Below are 18,491 nucleotides of genomic sequence, written 5' to 3'. Positions count from 1 at the left end.
TCTTTATGAAAAAGAAACCGTCACCATCGGTTGCGCGGGTCAAGCAGAAGCGCCTGTCTCCCGAGGACCGGCGTCAGGAATTCGTTCGCAAGGCGACTGAATTCTTTTCCGAAGAGGGATTCAACGGTGGCACGCGCGAGCTCGCGCGCCGGCTGGGTGTGACCCAGCCGCTGCTGTATCGCTACTTCCCGAGCAAGGAAGAACTGATCAAGGAAGTCTATCGCAAGGTCTATCTCGAGCCGCTCGACACCGGCTGGGAGAAGCTTCTCACCAACCGTTCGCGGCCCATCCGCGAGCGCCTTGTGCAGTTCTACGAAGCTTATACCAACGTGATCTTCACGCGGAAATGGCTTCGGATTTATCTGTTCTCCGGCCTGAAGGGCCTGGACATCAACCGCTGGTATGTCGGCGTTGTGCGGGACAAGATCCTGACGCGCATCATCAAGGAAGTCAGGTTCGAAGCTGGTCTGCCGACGCAGGCCAAGCCGACGGCATCCGAGATCGAAATGGCGTGGGTCTTCCACGGCGGCATTTTCTATTACGGCGTTCGCAGGTACATCTACGAGATGGAGCCGCTTCAGGAAAAGGAAGAAATGATCGCGAATGCGATCGACGGCTATCTTGCGGGATTTGCACGCGTGTCCAACAATGTTGCCAAGCGGCCGGCGGTGAAATCAAACCGGCTCAATGCCGCCGCTGGCAGTTGATCGCTGAATGGCTTCGAACGTGCGAACGTTCATTAGCATTTCCTCATGGGTTACGGGATACAGGCTTCCGCCAAGCGCCGCCCTTCCGAAAGCTTCCAGATTATCCCTCACTGCAGGGTGGGGCTGATAGTAAGCGCTTTCCGGTGGCCGATCGCGCTGAACGCGGGTGACGTCCCAGCCGGTCGGGCTCTCCGGATGGGTCAGGTCGCGGATTTCCATCCAGCCCTTTGATCCCAGCAGCGCGAGCCGACCCATAAATGGCGTTGCGAGCACCGCGTTCAGAGTAGCCGTCGTTCGGTTCTCGAAACCGATGGTGATCGAGAGCGTATCCCCGTTTGCAAAATGGCTCCCGAGCGTGGCCAGTCGCGCCCAGACGTGAGTGGGCTTTCCGAGAATCGCGATCGAAAGATCGACCAGATGAATACCGGTTGCCGAGAGGGGGCCGACGGGATTGTCCGTATTCGACAGGCGCCAGTTATCCGGCGGCAGATTGAGGAACTTGTCCTGGCTGAAGTTGCCCTCCAGCACGAGCGCATTGCCGAACTCGCCATCTGCGAACCGCTTGCGCAGTTCGATCACGGCGGGCTCGAAGCGTCGCTCATGTCCGATGCCGAGTTGCACGTTTGCCTTTCTGACAGCGGCAATGGCTCGCTCTGCATCGGCTCCGGTCGTGCAAAGTGGCTTCTCGCAAAACACATGACGGCCGGATTTGGCGGCGGCTTCGATCTGCGCCGCATGGCGATCTTGGGGCGTGCAGAGGATAACGGCGTCGATGTCGGAGCGCGCCAGGGCATCCTCGAAGCGGCCGGAAGTTTCAAGCCCCAGCGCAGCACCTTTCGCGCGCATGGGCTCCAGGGGATCGATGCCTAGCACCGGCCTGATGACCTCGCTGGCCGCAAGATTGCTGGCGATGGTCTGTCCCCACCATCCCAGTCCGACAATGGCGGCTCGGATCATGTTTGAACTCCAATCGGATTTTAAGCCTTGGCCATCTGGTCGCGATACCAGTCGCCTATTTCGCTCGCAGTCATCAAGGCAACGCCGTCGTGGCCGATCACATAGTCGAGCAACTGCTCAAGATACTTGATCCGGTGCGGAACGCCCGTGATGTAAGGATGAATTGAGATCGCCATGACACGAGCGTTTTCTTCGCCTTCAAGATACAGCCGGTCGAACTGGTCGATGCATCGGCGCATGAACTGATCCGACGCCATGTGTTGTAGCGCGTGAACGACGATGTCGTTGGTCTCGACAGTGTAGGGAATCGTCGTGATTGTGCCGTGCGGGGTATCGATGTCCTGAGGAAGATCGTCGATCACCCAATCCGCGACGTACTCGATCCCGTTCAGTCGGAGAAGATCGAGCGTATCGTTGGTTTCCGTCAATCCGGGACTTTCCCACGAACGCGGGGCCTTTCCGGCGAACTTCGCAATGGTGTCGACAGCGCGCTTGATGGCGTCGCCCTGGTTGTCGAGTTTGTGCATTGGTCCCTGAAGGAAGCCGTGTCCCATGAACTCGAATCCGGCATCGCGCGCCGCTGCCGCGACGCGCGGATACGATGTGCAGACATTGCCGTTGATGGCCAGCGTGGTCGGAATGTTCCGGTTGGTCAGCGCTTTCAATTGGCGCCAGAAGCCCGCGCGCATTCCGTATTCGTGCCACGCCCAGTTTGGCACGTCAGGCAGCAGCGGTTGCCCCATCGGTGGGCTGAGAACCGTGCGAGGCATCGCATTTTCGATCCGCCATTCTTCGACATTCAGGATGATCCAGACCGCCAGCTTCTTGCCGCCGGGAAGGACCAGCTTGGGGCGATCGATGAGGGCTTGGTAGGGGACGCGATCGGTGAGGGCCAATGGAGATTCCTGCTCTAGCAACTACTCTGCGGCTCTGGCCTGTCTGGGCGAACCTGCGTTCACCAGCGGCAAGACTTTTTCCGCCGTCAGGATCATGGATCTTCGCCCGAGTTCGCGGTCTTTCCAATCCTTGCCGGCATAGAGCAGCGTCCCGAATGTGCCGACATCGTTCTGAAAAGCAAGAAGCTGATCGGCAACGCTGTCCGGCGTGCCATAGATGATCAGCTTGTCGCAGATCATCTCCAGCGTCACCTCGTCATCCGGCTGATCGCGGCGCGTCTTGAACAGTTCGATCCGTCCATTCTTCTTCAGCTTCGTGAACAATGAGCGGTAATAGTTCACATATGGACCGTTGGGATCGGTGGCATAGGCTTTGGCAGTCGCGGCATCGTCAGCCACGAAAACGCTCTTGGCGACACGCCAGTTTGCGGGATCCGCGGGGCGACCGCCGCGCTCGCAGCCTTCAACGTATTTCGGCCAGTGGCTTTTGACCCATGCGGGCATCAGGAAGTTTGCAGAAATCGGGTCCCATCCCCGAATGGCCGCTTCGGTAACGCCCTTTGAAAAGGGCGCGACCGCTGTCACGACGATTGGCGGATGCGGTCGTTGCAGCGGGCGAGGGATGTAGCCCTGGCCGATTTCCTTGATCTGCGTTCGCTGCGTGGACACCGTCCAGTACTTGCCTTGCAGATTGTACGGCGGCTCTCCCGACCAGATGCCAAGCACCTGATTGATCGCCTCGAGGAACATCTCGTTGCGGTTGAAATCGAGATTACCGAACAGTTCCGCATCGGAAAGAAGACCGCCGGGGCTGATGCCGAAAATAAAACGGCCATCGAGCATATGGTCCAGCATCGCGATGGTGGCTGCGACCGTTGCAGGATGCGTGTTGGGCATATTCACGGTGCCGGTGCCCAATTTGATCTGCTTCGTCGCGGCAGCGATCCAAGCCAGAAATGTCACGCAGGACGTGATGTTCTCGGCCTTGTCGGTAACATGCTCTCCGACATAGGCCTCGTTAAATCCGAGTTCGTCGGCGAGCAAGAAGGCCTCGCGATCCTCGGCCAGCGACTGCCGCCAGTCCTTATCCAGCGGATGGATCGGCATGGTGAAAAAGCCCAGCTTCATTGTGCGTTTCCCGAGACGTTTGTTTCTGGACGCAAGAGTAACGATTGTGGGCTATTAGAAAAATGATTATTCCTACTCAATTGCATTAAGAAAGTTGATGGATGATTTCGCTTCGCCAGATCAGGTCTTTTGTCGCGGTCTATGAAGAGGGCTCATTCACATCGGCTGCCAAACGGGAGGGCGCGACCCAGTCCGGGATTTCGCAGCATCTCAAGCAGCTTGAGTTCGAACTCGGGGCAGCGTTGCTCGAGCGTAATGGCCGCGACATCGAGCCGACACTCGCCGGGAAACTCTATTATCGCGAGTGCGTGGACGTTCTGAAAAAGCTGGAGGCGGCGCAGCAAAGTGTCGCGGTCAATCATGTCCGCGGCGCGATCCGCGTCGGTCTGATGCCAACGTTCACCAGATCGCTGCTCGCTCCAGCGCTCGACAGGTTTCTGACCTCCGCCCCGGGCTCCGAGATCAGCGTCACTGAAGCCTATTCGGGCGTTCTGACCGACATGATCCTGAAAGGCGAACTGGATTTCGCCATTGTGCCGGCGTTTGAGGGGGTAACCGGGATATCGCATCGCCTTCTTGCACGCGATCGGGAGATGCTTGTCAGCGCGAAGCGGACCAAAAGCAATCTGAAGCCGGTCAGGCTTTCGGACCTTGATCCGCTCAAAGTGGTGTTGCCCGGTCCTCAGAACACCCGCCGCCGCAACATCGAAACGTACTTCACCGCCAATGGCGTTACCGTCGCGCAGCGCCTCGAACTCGACGCGATGATGGGCACGCTGCAATTTGTCGCAGCGAGCGACTGGGTCGCCATTCTGCCCTTTGTGATGATGGTTTCGGACCTGGATGAGGAACGCTTCGATGTCAGGCCGCTCGATGAGCCGCCGTTTTATTCCGAGTTCGTTTTGATCGAGCCGGCGCGAAAGGTGATGTCCCCGGCGGCGGCTTTATTCGCTGAAATTCTCAAGATGGAAGCCGAAGGGGCGCTTCTTATTTTTCAAAAACGCACTGGTGCGCAGCGAATATCTCAACGGCGCGCGAGGCGACCAGCGGTTCGGCGCTAGGAAATTGTGCAACGCGAAAGCCTTCGTTTCCCGGATCTTCCAATTGTGAATTCCGTAACCCTGTCTTTGATTTGTCGTATCTCGCCTATCCATACAGAGCCGGTGAATGGCCATGATGTCCGGCCGTCCACGTCACGACCTGTTCATGGCAGCGAAATAATCGTTCGATAAACAAGGCTTGACCTTTGGTGCGCGGCACTCTCTAATAAAATCCAAGCCCATCATAAAATGAGGCGAGGGGAGGTTGCCGGAATGAAAGCTTCGGCTTTCAACTATGCGCGTGCTTCAAGCGTCGACGACGCATTGGATCTGCTTGCTTTGCACGGCGATCAGGCGAAAGTGCTCTCCGGTGGTCAAAGCTTGATGCCGGCCCTGAATCTCAGGCTGTCGGCGCCGTCGCTGCTGGTTGATATCGGCGCCATTGCCGAGCTGCGCGGGGTCTCCGTAACCAATAGCGTTCTCAAGATCGGCGCGCTCACCCGGCACGTCGATGTTCAGAAGTCCCCGGACATCGCCAAACACGCTCCGCTTCTGACCGAAGCTATCGCGCATGTTGCTCACCCGGCGATTCGCAACAGGGGCACTATCGGCGGCAGCTTGGCGCATGCCGATCCGGCATCGGAACTTCCGGCGTGCGTCATCGCGCTTGGTGCATCCATCGTTGTGCGCGGTAAGGACAGTGAGCGCCGCATCCCCGCGGCCGACTTTTTTACGGGAATCTACGAAACATTGCTGTCGCCAGAAGAGTTGCTGGTTGCGGTCGAGGTTCCTGTCGCAACACCGAACTCCGTCCACTTCTTTCACGAATATGCGCGTCGCAAGGGCGATTACGCCATCGTGGGATTGGCGGCATCCGGGGTTCTTGAGCGGGACGTGCTCTCGGATCTCAGGCTCGGCTTTTTTGCGGTGGGCGACAAACCGATGCTTGCAGGCGCATCAAAGCATCTCATCGGAAAGCCTGTAACGGCATCGATGCTTACCGACGCACAGGCTACCCTAGATGAAGAGCTTGATCCGCAGGAGGATCTGCAGGCTTCGGCTTCCATGCGCCGCTATCTGGCGCGTCAGCTTCTGGAGCAGTGCGTTGTGACGTTGCTCGGCCGGCCCGATCTCGAAACGAGAAAGCTCGCATGACTGATCTAATGCCGATCTCCCTGATCGTGAACGGAGAGCGCGTGTCCGCGAGCGTGCTTCCTCGGCTCAATCTGGCTGATTTCCTGCGGGAGCATCTGTCCCTTACCGGAACGCATGTCGGTTGCGAGCATGGCGTTTGTGGTGCATGTACCGTTCGCGTCAATGGTGACATTGTGCGAGCCTGCCTGCTGTTGGCGGTGCAGGTGGAGAACGCGTCCGTTGAAACGATCGAAGGTCTGTCGGACAGCGGCGAGATTTCTGATTTGCAGGCCGCATTTCAGGATCGCAATGCTCTTCAGTGCGGATACTGCACGCCGGGGATGCTGATGGCGGCGCAGGACATCCTGAAGCATGAGCCGCAAGCTGACCGCGAGCAAATCCGCGAGCATCTGTCCGGCAATTACTGCCGCTGCACGGGCTATCATGCAATCGTCGATGCCGTGGAAGCTACGGCACGCGCACGCGCGGGGCGGGTGCGATGAACGATAGCTCAATGAAGCAGCGCGGTCTTTCCGTTCTCGACCGCCCGAATTCATATATCGGCAAGACGGTGCCCCGCCCCAACCTGGGACGGCTCATGCAGGGTCGCGGCCAGTATGTCAGCGATCTGACGCTTCCGCGCATGGCGCACGTCGTATTTCTGCGTTCGCCTTACGCTCATGCCAGGATTCTGAAGATCGATGCGACCGAGGCGAAAGCGATGCCCGGCGTGATCGCGGTCGTGACCGGCGTTGAGCTCGCGAAGGTCATTTCGCCGTGGGTTGGTGTCCTGTCGCATCTCAAGGGCCTGAAGTCAGCGCCGCAGCATGCAATCGCCGTCGACCGGGCTTGCTGGCAGGGCGAAGCGGTGGCCGCCATTATTGCGACCAGCCGCGCGCTCGCCGAGGACGCCGCCGAACTTGTCTCGGTGGATTACGAAGAGCTCGTGCCGGTGACGGACATGCGCACGGCGCTCGATCCTGCAACACCGGTGATCCATCCCGATCTCGGCGATAATCTGGCTTTCGAGCGTAATCTCGATGCCGGAGCTGTTGATCAGGCGTTCAGGGAGTCCGACGAGGTCGTGGAAGCCGAGTTTGTGTTCGGCCGCCACACCGGTGTCACGCTCGAGCCGCGCGCGGTGCTTGCGGACTGGAACAGCGGCGATGAGCGTCTCACCGTTTATCTGGGCACCCAGGCGCCACATATGGTGCAGAACATTGCCGCCAAGCATCTCGGTCTTGATGAGCCGCAGGTTCGGGTTGTCTGCAAGGACGTCGGTGGCTCATTCGGCATCAAGGTCCATATCTACGCGGACGAAATGGCGACATTGGCGCTGTCGAAGCTGCTGCGCCGCCCGATCAAGTTCGTTGCGGATCGGGTTGAAAGCTTCAACACTGACATTCACGCGCGAGATCACGTTTGTAAGGCGCGCATCGGCGTCAGCAAGAACGGCACGATCAATGCATTCGAGATCGACGACGTCACCGGTATCGGTCCGTATTCGATGTATCCGCGCACCAGCGCGATCGAAGCCAATCAGGTCGTCAATTTGGTCGGTGGACCCTACACGACACAAAACTATCGGGCGCGGACCCGCGTCGTTTTCCAGAACAAGAACGTCACCTGCCAATATCGCGGCGTGGGGCATCCGATCGCATGCTCGATCACCGAGGGTCTGGTCGATCTTGCCGCTCAGCGGATCGGGATGGATCCATTCGAAATTCGGCGACGCAACCTGATCCGTGATGACGCCTATCCGTGCGGTTCGCCATCCGGGTTGAAGTTCGAGGCGCTGTCGCATCACGCCTCGCTCGACAAATTGTACGCGATGATGAATTACGGTGCGCTGCGCGCCGAGCAGGCGGCCCTGCGCAAGCAGGGAATCTATCGCGGCATTGGCATCGCCAGCTTCATCGAGGTGACTAACCCGAGCGCAGCGTTCTATGGCGTTGGCGGGGCGCGGATTTCCTCGCAGGATGGCGTCGCCGTCCGCCTGGACGCCACAGGTCGCGTAATCTGCCAAACCAGCATCACCGAGCAGGGGCAGGGATCGGAATCCCTCACCGCACAGATCGTCGGCAGCGTGCTTGGCGTATCGATGGAGCGTGTGCGAGTCATTCTTGGCGATACCGACAACACGCCTTACGGCGGTGGCACCTGGGCGTCGCGCGGCGCCGGCATCGGCGGCGAAGCTGCGTTGCAGGCGGCCAAGGTTCTGCGCAACAACATTCTGGATGTCGCGGCTGCTATTTTACAGGCCAAGCCGGCGGACCTGGATATCGTTGACAACGCCGTCGTTGACGTTCATGGCGGCCAGCAACGTATCGAGCTGCATGAGCTCGCTCGAATCGTTTACTTCAGGCCCGATACCTTGCCGCCGGGCTTCCAGCCCGAGCTGATGGCGACACGCCATTTCGTGCCGCGCGAGTATCCGTTTGCATTCACCAACGGCATTCAGGCTTCCTGGCTCGAGGTCGACACCCGCACTGGCTTTATCAAGCTGCTCAAGCACTGGGTTGTCGAGGACTGCGGCACCATCATCAATCCGCAACTCGTGGACGAACAGATCCGCGGCGGCGTCGTGCAGGGACTTGGCGCAGCGCTGTACGAACACTGCATCTACGATGAACGCGGACAGCTCACCAACGCCAACATGGCGGACTACCTGGTGCCGATGTCAGGCGAAATGCCGGATATCGATGTCGGGCATATCGTTTCTCCGACGCTGGATGGCGAGCTTGGCGCCAAGGGGGCCGGAGAAGCCGGGACAGCGGCGGCCGCCGCCGTTGTGGCCAACGCAGTGAATGATGCGCTGTCGCCGTTCAATGTCACCGTGACCGAAATTCCGCTAACGCCAAGAGTCATTCTTACCGCTCTCGGGCGCATCTGACCGACGCTACAAAACAATATCAACCTCGGAGGAATACATGGCCAAGAAGACGACAGGTTCTAACTCGATTTCGCGCCGCCGCCTGCTGACCACAGCCAGTGCTGGCGCCGTTCTGGCGGCCTCGCCGTTTCGCATCAATCTTCTTCAGGCACAGGAAGCGACGATCAAGGTTGGTTTTCCCGTTCCGCTGACCGGTCCCTACGGCACCGAAGCCCAGGACCAGGTGCGCGCAGCGGAAGTTGCTATTGCCGAATTCAACGAGGCCGGTGGTCTCGATGGTCGCAAGGCCGAGTTGCTGGTCCGCGATGACAAGCTCAATCCTGGTGAAGCGGCGACCCGCACGCTGGAACTGATCGAGAAGGAAAAGGTCAACTTCATCGTCGGCAGCCTGTCTGCTTCCGTTCAGCTTGCAGTGAACAACGTCACCAAAGAGCGCAAGATCATCTACAACTCGATCAGCCAGTCGGACGAAATCAACGAGGCCAAGGATTTCAGCAAGTACACGTTCCACGAAGCGCTCACGCCGCATCTGACCGCGGGCGCTGTCGGACGCTACGCGTTCTCGAAGTTCGGCAAGAAGGTTGCGTTCCTCACTGCGGACTATGCTTATGGCCATGAAATGGTGCGCGGCTTCCAGGAAGCCGGAAAGGCCTTGGGGATCGAAAGCCTTGTCGATATCCGGCATCCGCTCGGCACCACGGACTTCTCGGCACTGTTGCCGCGCATTCAGGCTTTGAAGCCGGACATTCTCGTCATTAGCAACTTCGGCCGCGATCAGCAGATCGCGCTCAAGCAGGCAACCGATTTCGGCATGAAGAAGAGCATGAAGATCGTTGCGCCGATCCTGCTCTATACGGGCCGCATCGCTGCCGGCGCGCAGGCATTCGAAGGCGTCGTTGGCGGAACCTCGTACTACTGGGGTATCGAAGACAAGGTTGCCTCTGCAAAGGCGTTCAACGATCGGTTCCGCAAAATGCACGGCGGCAAGGTGCCGTCGGACTACGGCGCGCTGGGCTATGCCGGCGTCAAGACGCTGCTGATGGGCGCCAAGGCCGCCGGAAGCCTCGACACAGACAAAGTCATCGCTGCTGTCGAAGCCTTGAAGTACGATTACTACAAGGGCCCTGAATATTATCGCAAGTGCGATCACCAGGCCGTGCAGTCGGTTCTGATCATCGAGTCAAAATCGAAACCCGAGAAGGGCGAGTCCGACGTGTTCAATGTGCTGGCGACTGAAGAGCCAAGCGAAAAGAACCTGCGCACCTGCGAAGCGCTCGGCCACAAGTCCTGAACTGTGAACCAGCAGACGCGCGTCCCTCGCGGGGCGCGCGTCTTACTTGGAGATAACTATGGCCGGCCTGAGCTTTGATCTGATCGCACTGCAACTCTTTACCGGGTTGGCGCTCGGCGCGATCTACGTGTTGTTCGCCATCGGTTTGTCGTTGATTTTCGGTATGCTGACCGTGGTGAACTTCGCGCACGGCGCCTTTTATATGGTTGGGGCTTACGTCGGACTGTTCCTTCTCTCGCTGGGCGGGAACTTCTGGCTCTGTCTGGTTGCCGTCCCGTTGATTGTCGGCACTATCGGACTTGTCGTCGAACGGTTCCTGATCCGGCCGCTCTACGGCCGCGGCATCGACTATCCGCTGCTGCTGACGTTTGGTCTCAGCTACGTCATGGTTGAACTGATCCGCATTGCCTTCGGCAAGAGCGGCTATCCATTCGATACGCCGGAGCTCCTTCAGGGCGCTGTCAATATCGGTGTCGGATACTTCCCGCTCTATCGTCTGTTCGTGATCGGCGTCGCGGCAGCGGTTCTGCTTGGCCTGTGGCTCTTCCTCGAGCGTACCAGCTTTGGTCTGATTATCCGTGCCGGCGCACGCGATCCGCAGATCGTTCGCGTGCTTGGCGTCAATGTGGCACGGGTATGGCTATTCGTATTCGGGATCGGCTCGGGAATTGCCGCGTTGGCCGGGCTTCTCGCGGCACCCCTGCAAGGTGTTATTCCGGAAATGGGAGCGACTATTCTCGCCGAGGCCTTTGTTGTCACCGTGGTTGGTGGCATGGGCTCCATCGGAGGCGCGGTCATCGCCGGCCTGCTGGTTGGCGTGGTCGTCAGCATGACGTCGCTGTTTGCGCCCGAAATGGCCAAGGTTTCAATCTTCGCCCTGATGGCAGTTGTTCTCCTCATACGTCCGCAAGGCTTCTTCGGCCGCGCGGGTCTCATGAGCTGAGGCGGGTATAAAGTAATGAATGAGCTTTCTCAGACCCTGACCCAGCCGGCTGTCGCATCGGCGAGCTGGTTCGATTTCGCCAAGCGTCACCGCGCGATCCTGGCGAGCATCTTTGTGCTGGTGTTTCCGCTGGTGATGCCGTTCACCGCGCTGGCGGTGAACATCCTGATTTACGGGCTCTATGCCGTCGGCTTCAATCTGCTGTTCGGATACCTCGGGCTGCTATCCTTCGGTCACGCCGCGCTGTTCGGCACCGGCGCCTATCTCTGCGGCATCGCCATCGTTCATCTCGGCTGGCCGTGGTACGTCGCGATTGGGATGGGCATTCTCGGCGGCACCGTCATGGCCGCCGCGATCGGTTCACTGGCGATCCGCACTCGGGGCATTTACTTCGCCATGGTGACGATGGCCCTGTCGCAGTGCGTTTTCTATCTCTTCTATCAAGCGGTCGATTGGACCGGCGGCGAAAACGGCCTGCGCGGTATCAACGTTCGCGTCATCGACATCCTCGGTTTCAAATTCGACTTTATCAATCCGCTGACGCGGTACTATGTCGTCGCGGCATTCGTCATCATGGCGCTCTTCGTCCTGTCGCGAATTCTGGCGTCGCCGTTCGGTGCTGTGATCGAGGCCGTTCGCGAGAATGAAGCACGCGCGCGCGCATCGGGGTATAATGTCACGCTCACGCGGCTGATCACATTCATCCTCTCTGGTGCATTCTGCGGTCTGGCCGGCGCATTGATGGCGTTGCACCTGTCCATCGTGCCGATCGAAATCCTGCACATCGAGACATCGGGCATGGTTGTCATGATGTCGCTGCTAGGCGGGATGGGCACCTTCTTCGGTCCATTCGTTGGCGCCGCGGTTTTCCTGCTGCTGGAAAATCTGGTGTCGTTGTGGACCGTTCACTGGCAATTGATCGTCGGCGCGGTGTTCATGATCTGCGTCCTGTTTTTCCCGGCGGGCATCTGGGGAACGATCTTGAAGCGGATCAACAAATGATGACTTCGACAGATACATCGCAGGTCATCCTGCGCACCACCGGCGTGAGCAAGTCGTTCGGGAAGTTCGTGGCCCTGAACAACATCTCTGCTGAATTCTCGCGCAATGCGATCACATCCATCATCGGCCCGAACGGCGCCGGCAAAAGCACCTACTTCAACCTCCTGTCAGGCGCTTTTCCTCCGTCCAGCGGCAAGGTTGAATTCGAGGGGCGCGATGTGACGAATATCGCGCAGCATGAGTTCGCGCATATGGGGATCGCAAAATCGTTCCAGATCACCAACGTGTTCCCGCTGTTGACGACACGGGAGAACGTGCGCGTCGGATTGCAGGCCTTTGTGTCGCGCTACGATATCTGGCGTCCTCGGTCCAGGCTTCCGGGTCTTATTGAGAAGGCGGATGCGCTGCTCGCGCTGGTCGGCCTTTGGGATCGCCGCGAGAGGTTGGCCAAGGAACTTGCGCATGGTGAACAGCGTGCGCTTGAGATCGGGATGGCGCTGGCCGCGAATCCTCGTCTGCTGCTGCTGGATGAGCCGACGGCGGGCATGAGCCCCGAAGAAACCCGCGTGATGATGGATCTGATCGTGAAGCTCGCGAAAGAGCGCACGGTCATTCTTGTCGAGCACAAGATGAAGCTGGTGATGGGTATTAGCGACCGGGTGCTGGTGCTTCACCACGGCGAACTGCTTGCTCAGGGAACGCCAACGGAAGTCCGCCAGAATGAACAGGTCAAGCGAGTCTATCTTGGCCAGCGGGAGCACTGAAGCGATGTTGCGCGTGGAAAATCTCAACTCCTGGTATGGCGCGAGCCATGTGTTGCAGGATATCGGCCTTGAGGTGAACAAGGGCGAGATCGTTTGTCTGATCGGCCGCAATGGCGCTGGCAAGACCACGACACTCAAGTCGATCATTGGTTTACTCGACAAGACCCGCGGATCGGTGGTGTTCAAGGATAAGGAAGTGCTGGGCCAGCCGGCTCACGTCCGCTTCGGTCTCGGTTTGGCATATGTTCCAGAGGAACGCCGCATCGTGCAGGGACTGACCGTGCGTGAGAATCTGCGGCTCGGCCTTGTTGCGTCGCCTGCGAAGAAGGAAGAAGTCCGTCGCATTGCTCAGATCGCGGAAATTTTTCCCCGTCTGGCGGAGCGGTTGGATCAGGAAGCCGTGACAATGTCTGGCGGCGAACAGCAGATGCTGGCGATTGCGCGTGCGATGATATCGAAGCCCGATCTCATCATGCTGGACGAGCCTTCGGAAGGTATCATGCCCGTGCTCGTCGACGAGATGTTCGAGTTGTTCCGGAAGATGAAGTCGGAAGGAACAACGATTCTGCTGGTTGAGCAGAACGTCGAACTGGCGCTCGATATCGCCGATCGCGCCTATGTGCTGGACCAGGGCTCGGTTGTGCATCACGCGACTGCGGCCGCACTGCTGGCCGACGATGAAATCAAGGAGCGTTACTGCTCGGTGTAGCCTGAAGAAGCTGCTCCGGGCGGTCGCTCGCCGATAAAATTATCATTCGATAAATAAGGCAAGGAATATCTCCATGAAAGTCGACAGAGCTGCAATCTATGAAGCTGCCAAGAAACTCTCGAACTGGGGCCGGTGGGGTGCTGACGATCAGATCGGAACGCTCAATAACGTGAGTCCTGAAGATGTCATCAATGCCGGCAAGCTCATCAGGAAAGGGAAGGTGTTTGCGCTTGGCCTTTCGCTGAAAGAGCCGATTCAGTCCGGCCTGTTCGGAGGCCGCTGGAATCCAATTCACACCATGCTGGCGACCGGCACCGATGCCGCAGCAGGCAATCAGGACGTTCCTTCGCCATATCTGCGCTACGCTGACGATGCGATCAACATGCCCTGTCAGGCGTCGACGCAATGGGATGCCCTCTGCCACATCTTCCTCGATGACAAGATGTACAACGGCTACGATGCCAAGCTGGTCGACGCCCGCGGCGCGAAGAAGCTCGGCATCGAGCATACGCGCGACAAAATGGCGGGCCGTGGCGTGCTGCTCGATGTCGCCAGGTTCAAGGGCGTGGAGTCGCTCGATGACGGCTATGCGATCACCAATGCGGATCTCGATGCCTGCGCAAAGCATCAGGGCGTTGAAATCCGCAAGGGCGATTTCGTCATCGTTCGCACCGGCCACCAGGAGCGATGCCTGAAGAAGAAAGACTGGTCGGGCTACGCCGGTGGCGATGCGCCGGGCATGGCGTTCGAAACCTGCTACTGGATTCGCGAGAAGGATATCGCCGCAATCTGTACCGACACCTGGGGATGCGAGGTTCGCCCGAACGAGACCAATGAAGCAAACCAGCCGTGGCATTGGGTGGTGATCCCGGCAATCGGAATCTCCATGGGCGAAATTTTCTATCTGAAAGAACTCGCGGAGGATTGCGCGCAGGACAAGGTCTATGAATTCTTCTTCACCGCCCCGCCGATGCATCTGCCGGGCGCGGCCGGGTCGCCAATTAATCCTCAGGCAATCAAGTAATCGCGGAGGCACCCGATGACAAAGTATCTCAAGCGCAGCCGTGATGCCGCCCAGCGGGCGGAAGACGATACGAAGGTCCGTACCGCAGTCGAGGGGATTCTCGCGGATATCGAAAAGCGTGGCGACGACGCGGTTCGCGAACTGTCGGTGAAGTTCGACCAGTGGGACCGCAAGGACTACCGGTTGACCGATGCGGAAATCAAAGACTGCGTCGGGCAGCTTTCCAAGCGGAACATCGACGACATCAAGTTCGCGCAGGAGCAGGTGCGCAATTTCGCCCAGCACCAGCGTAACTCGATGAAGGATGTCGAGGTCGAGACGCTGCCGGGTGTCGTTCTCGGTCACAAGAATATTCCGGTCAATTCCGTCGGCTGTTATGTGCCGGGCGGCAAGTACCCGCTGCTGGCATCCGCACACATGTCGGTCATCACCGCAAAGGTCGCCGGCGTTTCGCGCATCATCACCTGCGCGCCGCCGTTCCAGGGCAAGCCGGCTCCCGCCATCGTCGCCGCCCAGCATCTAGCCGGTGCCGATGTCATCTATTGCCTCGGCGGAATTCAGGCTGTCGGTGCTATGGCGATCGGAACGAAATCGATCGCGCCGGTCGATATGCTGGTCGGGCCGGGCAACGCCTTCGTGGCGGAAGCCAAGCGGCAGCTCTACGGCCGCGTCGGTATCGACCTTTTCGCCGGGCCGACTGAAACGCTCGTGATTGCCGACGATACAGTTGATGGCGAGATGTGTGCCACCGATCTGCTGGGACAGGCAGAGCATGGGCCGAACTCGCCCGCGATCCTGCTCACCAACTCGGAAAAACTCGCACGCGAGACAATGGCCGAAATCGAGCGCCTTCTGAAGATACTGCCGACTGGCGCGGTCGCGGCCAGGGCGTGGGAAGATTACGGCGAAGTGATCGTCTGCGATTCCGAAGAAGAGATGGTGAGAGAGGCTGACCGCATCGCCTCCGAGCATGTGCAGGTGATGACCCGTGATCCGGACTATTTCCTGAAGAACATGACCAACTACGGCGCCCTGTTCCTCGGACCGCGCACCAATGTGGCTTACGGCGACAAGGTGATTGGCACCAACCACACGCTTCCGACCAATAAGGCGGCGCGCTACACTGGCGGTCTGTGGGTCGGCAAGTTCCTCAAGACCGTGACCTATCAGCGCGTCCTGACGGATCAAGCCTCCGCGATGATCGGTGAGTACTGTTCGCGGCTTTGCATGCTTGAAGGCTTTGCGGGTCATGCCGAGCAGGCCAATGTTCGCGTGCGTCGCTATGGCGGGCGCAACGTGCCTTATGCGAGCGCGGCAGAGTGAGCGCTTTGCCCACAACGCCGGCGTTCCGGCTCGACGGGCGGCGCGCGCTTGTCACCGGGGCGGGCCGCGGCATCGGGCTCGCCGCGGCGACGGCTCTGGCGGAAGCGGGTGCGAACGTCACACTGTGTGCACGCACTGCCAGCGAGATTGACGAAGTTGCCTCCGCTCTGCGCAAAAAGGGCTTTTCGGCGGATACGCTTGCGCTCGATGTGACGGACGTCGCTGCGTTTCGTGCCGCGATGGAGGCACGCGAGCCGTATCATGCGTTCGTCAACAATGCCGGCACCAACCGGCCCAATTCCTTCACCGATGTGCCGGTGGAGGATTTCGACGCTGTCATGAATCTGAATGTGCGGGCGGCATACTTCGCCGCCCAGTCCGTTGCGCGACGGATGGTGTCGGCGGGTGTATCCGGTTCGATCATCAACATGTCGTCGCAGATGGGGCATGTCGGCGGCGTCAATCGCTCGCTCTATTGCGCCTCGAAATGGGCGATGGAAGGTTTCTCGAAGGCGATGGCGCTCGACCTTGCAGCCAGCAAGATCCGCGTCAACACGCTGTGCCCGACCTTCATCGAGACGCCAATGACCAAACCTTTCTTTGAAAATGCGGCGTTCAAAGAGAGTGTGCTACAGAAGATCAAGCTCGGTCGCCTTGGCACAGTCGAGGATCTGATGGGGGCGATCGTTTTCCTCGCCAGCGATGCATCTGCGCTGATGACCGGTTCGTCCCTGATGATCGACGGTGGATGGACCGCCGACTAGAGGTTGGCCTCCGCGCCGCGCTGCTATGGCAAGTGCAGAGGCGCCGCGTCGTAGATCTGGATTGTCGGTGGTTCAGCGAGCAGCCCGCGCAGGGCTTTGACAAGACCGCGTGACTCCGGGACCCGAAAGTAACGGCGCGAATAAAAAAGCGGCGCGGTGTTTCTTCATCGCGCCGCCAAAATCAGCTCAATGGTGATTGTCGCCGACCTTAGCCCTTTGCAACCTCGTGGTTAGCCATTGTTTCCAGCGCTTTCACCATTGCGGAGTGATCCCAGGCCTTGCCGCCGTGGGCGACGCAGGCATTGAAGAGCTGTTGCGCCGTCGAGGTGTTTGGCAAAGATACGCCGAGTGCCCGCGCGCCTTCCAGCGCGAGATTGAGATCTTTCTGGTGCAACTCAATGCGGAAGCCGGGATTGAATGTGCGCTTGATCATGCGCTCCCCGTGCAATTCGAGAATACGCGACGTGGCAAGTCCTCCCATCAACGCCTGCCGGACCAGAGTTGGATCGGCACCAGCTTTCGAGGCGAACAGCAGACCCTCGGCGACGGCCTCGATAGTGAGTGCCACGATGATCTGATTGGCGACCTTGGTGGTCTGGCCGTCACCGTTACCGCCGATCAGGGTGATGTTCTTGCCCATCTTCTCGAACAGCGGTTTGACGGTATCGAATGCGCCTTGCGGCCCGCCCACCATGATGGTCAGCGATGCAGCCTTCGCGCCAACTTCACCCCCGGAGACCGGCGCGTCCAGATAATCAGCGCCTTTCGCATTGACCTTTTTTGCAAATTCCTTCGTCGCGATCGGCGAAATCGAACTCATGTCGACGACGATTTTGCCTTTCGAAAGTCCTTCCGCAACGCCGCCGGTATTAAAGAGTACCGATTCAACGTCGGGTGTGTCGGGGACCATGAGGATGATGACGCTGGCTTTCTCAGCGATCTCCTTGCCTGATTTGCACGCCGTGGCGCCAGCGGCAACGAGGTCCTTGGAGGCAGCGGATTTCTCCAGAACAAACAGGCGATGTCCGGCGGCTTGCAGGTGGCCCGCCATCGGCCGTCCCATAATTCCAAGGCCGATGAACCCGATATCGGTCATTCTTTGATCTCCCTCGTTTTTTAATTACGCATCGACCGTATGCGGTTCGTACCACCCAAGACCGTCCAGGGTGGTGGTCTTCGGCTTGTACTCACAGCCGATCCAGCCACGATAGCCGATCTCGTCCAGATAGCGAAACAGGAAGGGATAGTTGATTTCGCCGGTGCCGGGCTCGTTGCGGCCGGGGTTATCTGCAAGCTGGATATGCGCGATACGGCCGAGATGCCTTTTCATGGTTGGAGCGATGTCACCCTCCATGATCTGCATGTGATAGATGTCATATTGAACAAAGAGGTTCTCGGAGCCCACTTCCGAAATGATCTGGAGTGCCTGCTCTGTTCCGGTGAGGAAGAAGCCGGGAATATCGCGGGTGTTGATCGGCTCGATCAGCAGCTTGATACGGTGCTTCGCGAGTGCATCTGCAGCGTAGCGAAGATTCTCCACCAACACGGCGCGAAGCTCCGCAGAGTCGGAGCTGGCCGGTGTAATGCCGGCAAGGCAATTTACCTGACGGCAGTCCAGTGCCTTGGCGTATTCGATGGCGCGGCTGACGCCATCGCGGAATTCTGCGACCCGATCGGGAAGGATTGCGATTCCCCGTTCACCCGCGCCCCAGTTGCCTGCCGGAAGGTTATGCAGCACCTGGGTGAGACCATGCTGCTGCAACTGCTCGCCAAGCACTGCTTTTTCGTAGTCATAGGGAAACAGATATTCCACGCCCGCGAACCCGGCCGCCTTTGCTGCCGCGAAACGGTCGATGAACGGCAATTCGTTGAAGAGCATGGTCAGATTGGCTGCAAATTTTGGCACGGCGGAATGT

Annotated in this window: 18 protein-coding genes; 13 read left to right on the top strand and 5 right to left on the bottom strand. The window is 59.0% G+C overall.

All coding sequences use genetic code 11. From position 1 onward, the window contains the following. The first annotated feature begins 5 nt into the window (after positions 1-5). Positions 6-707, top strand: a complete 702-nt coding sequence (locus HMPREF9695_RS15645) for a TetR/AcrR family transcriptional regulator (protein WP_006021842.1) — start codon at positions 6-8, stop codon at positions 705-707. On the opposite strand, the gene HMPREF9695_RS15640 is transcribed toward HMPREF9695_RS15645, so the two are convergent. Genes HMPREF9695_RS15640 through HMPREF9695_RS15630 form a run of 3 tightly spaced genes read right to left on the bottom strand, consistent with a single transcriptional unit; the run spans position 675 to position 3,688 of the window. After that, positions 675-1,664 carry a Gfo/Idh/MocA family protein gene (locus tag HMPREF9695_RS15640; protein WP_006021841.1) on the bottom strand — a complete coding sequence of 330 codons (990 nt, stop codon included), beginning with the start codon at positions 1,662-1,664 and terminating at the stop codon, positions 675-677. The genes HMPREF9695_RS15645 and HMPREF9695_RS15640 overlap by 33 nt on opposite strands. A gap of 20 nt (positions 1,665-1,684) precedes the next feature. Next, entirely contained in the window at positions 1,685-2,560 is an 876-nt protein-coding gene (locus HMPREF9695_RS15635) for a polysaccharide deacetylase family protein (protein ID WP_006021840.1), read from the bottom strand. Between the two features lie 21 nt (positions 2,561-2,581). Then, a complete protein-coding gene (locus tag HMPREF9695_RS15630) occupies positions 2,582-3,688 on the bottom strand; it encodes an LLM class flavin-dependent oxidoreductase (protein WP_006021839.1) in 1,107 nt (368 codons plus the stop codon). A 101-nt stretch (positions 3,689-3,789) separates the two neighbouring features. Here HMPREF9695_RS15630 and HMPREF9695_RS15625 point away from each other — a divergent pair, with 101 nt between their 5' ends. The 12 genes from HMPREF9695_RS15625 to HMPREF9695_RS15570 all read left to right on the top strand — a co-directional run bounded on the left by HMPREF9695_RS15625 (position 3,790) and on the right by HMPREF9695_RS15570 (position 16,575). Next, on the top strand, positions 3,790-4,749 hold the full coding sequence (locus tag HMPREF9695_RS15625; protein ID WP_006021838.1) for a LysR family transcriptional regulator: 960 nt from the start codon (positions 3,790-3,792) through the stop codon (positions 4,747-4,749). 252 nt (positions 4,750-5,001) lie between these two features. Beyond that, entirely contained in the window at positions 5,002-5,883 is an 882-nt protein-coding gene (locus tag HMPREF9695_RS15620) for an FAD binding domain-containing protein (RefSeq protein WP_006021837.1), read from the top strand. Beyond that, entirely contained in the window at positions 5,880-6,365 is a 486-nt protein-coding gene (locus tag HMPREF9695_RS15615; protein ID WP_006021836.1) for a (2Fe-2S)-binding protein, read from the top strand. The genes HMPREF9695_RS15620 and HMPREF9695_RS15615 overlap by 4 nt, the downstream gene beginning before the upstream one ends. Beyond that, entirely contained in the window at positions 6,362-8,755 is a 2,394-nt protein-coding gene (locus HMPREF9695_RS15610) for a xanthine dehydrogenase family protein molybdopterin-binding subunit (RefSeq protein WP_006021835.1), read from the top strand. Before HMPREF9695_RS15615 ends, HMPREF9695_RS15610 begins: the two co-directional genes overlap by 4 nt. A gap of 37 nt (positions 8,756-8,792) precedes the next feature. Then, positions 8,793-10,046: an ABC transporter substrate-binding protein gene (locus HMPREF9695_RS15605; RefSeq protein WP_006021834.1), complete on the top strand. Its 1,254-nt coding sequence runs from the start codon at positions 8,793-8,795 to the stop codon at positions 10,044-10,046. 58 nt (positions 10,047-10,104) lie between these two features. Further along, positions 10,105-10,989 (top strand): branched-chain amino acid ABC transporter permease, encoded by an 885-nt coding sequence (locus HMPREF9695_RS15600; protein ID WP_006021833.1) that lies wholly within the window; start codon positions 10,105-10,107, stop codon positions 10,987-10,989. 15 nt (positions 10,990-11,004) lie between these two features. Next, positions 11,005-11,991: a branched-chain amino acid ABC transporter permease gene (locus tag HMPREF9695_RS15595; RefSeq protein ID WP_006021832.1), complete on the top strand. Its 987-nt coding sequence runs from the start codon at positions 11,005-11,007 to the stop codon at positions 11,989-11,991. After that, on the top strand, positions 11,988-12,755 hold the full coding sequence (locus HMPREF9695_RS15590) for an ABC transporter ATP-binding protein (protein WP_006021831.1): 768 nt from the start codon (positions 11,988-11,990) through the stop codon (positions 12,753-12,755). The genes HMPREF9695_RS15595 and HMPREF9695_RS15590 overlap by 4 nt, the downstream gene beginning before the upstream one ends. Positions 12,756-12,759: 4 nt before the next feature. Beyond that, positions 12,760-13,464, top strand: a complete 705-nt coding sequence (locus HMPREF9695_RS15585; RefSeq protein ID WP_006021830.1) for an ABC transporter ATP-binding protein — start codon at positions 12,760-12,762, stop codon at positions 13,462-13,464. Positions 13,465-13,537: 73 nt separating this feature from the next. Continuing rightward, positions 13,538-14,488: a cyclase family protein gene (locus HMPREF9695_RS15580; RefSeq protein WP_006021829.1), complete on the top strand. Its 951-nt coding sequence runs from the start codon at positions 13,538-13,540 to the stop codon at positions 14,486-14,488. Positions 14,489-14,503: 15 nt separating this feature from the next. Further along, entirely contained in the window at positions 14,504-15,811 is a 1,308-nt protein-coding gene (gene hisD, locus HMPREF9695_RS15575) for a histidinol dehydrogenase (RefSeq protein WP_006021828.1), read from the top strand. Beyond that, positions 15,808-16,575 carry an SDR family NAD(P)-dependent oxidoreductase gene (locus HMPREF9695_RS15570; RefSeq protein ID WP_006021827.1) on the top strand — a complete coding sequence of 256 codons (768 nt, stop codon included), beginning with the start codon at positions 15,808-15,810 and terminating at the stop codon, positions 16,573-16,575. The genes hisD and HMPREF9695_RS15570 overlap by 4 nt, the downstream gene beginning before the upstream one ends. A 208-nt stretch (positions 16,576-16,783) precedes the next feature. Here the strand turns inward: HMPREF9695_RS15570 and HMPREF9695_RS15565 are convergent, their stop codons facing one another. Then, on the bottom strand, positions 16,784-17,671 hold the full coding sequence (locus tag HMPREF9695_RS15565) for a 2-hydroxy-3-oxopropionate reductase (RefSeq protein WP_006021826.1): 888 nt from the start codon (positions 17,669-17,671) through the stop codon (positions 16,784-16,786). A gap of 24 nt (positions 17,672-17,695) precedes the next feature. Then, positions 17,696-18,481 (bottom strand): hydroxypyruvate isomerase, encoded by a 786-nt coding sequence (hyi, locus tag HMPREF9695_RS15560; RefSeq protein ID WP_006021825.1) that lies wholly within the window; start codon positions 18,479-18,481, stop codon positions 17,696-17,698. Positions 18,482-18,491: the final 10 nt, after the last annotated feature.

This window comes from Afipia broomeae ATCC 49717, from assembly GCF_000314675.2.
GTDB lineage: Bacteria > Pseudomonadota > Alphaproteobacteria > Rhizobiales > Xanthobacteraceae > Afipia > Afipia broomeae.
Note: the sequence above shows the minus strand (reverse complement) of the source record. Positions and strands in the feature narration are given on the sequence as shown.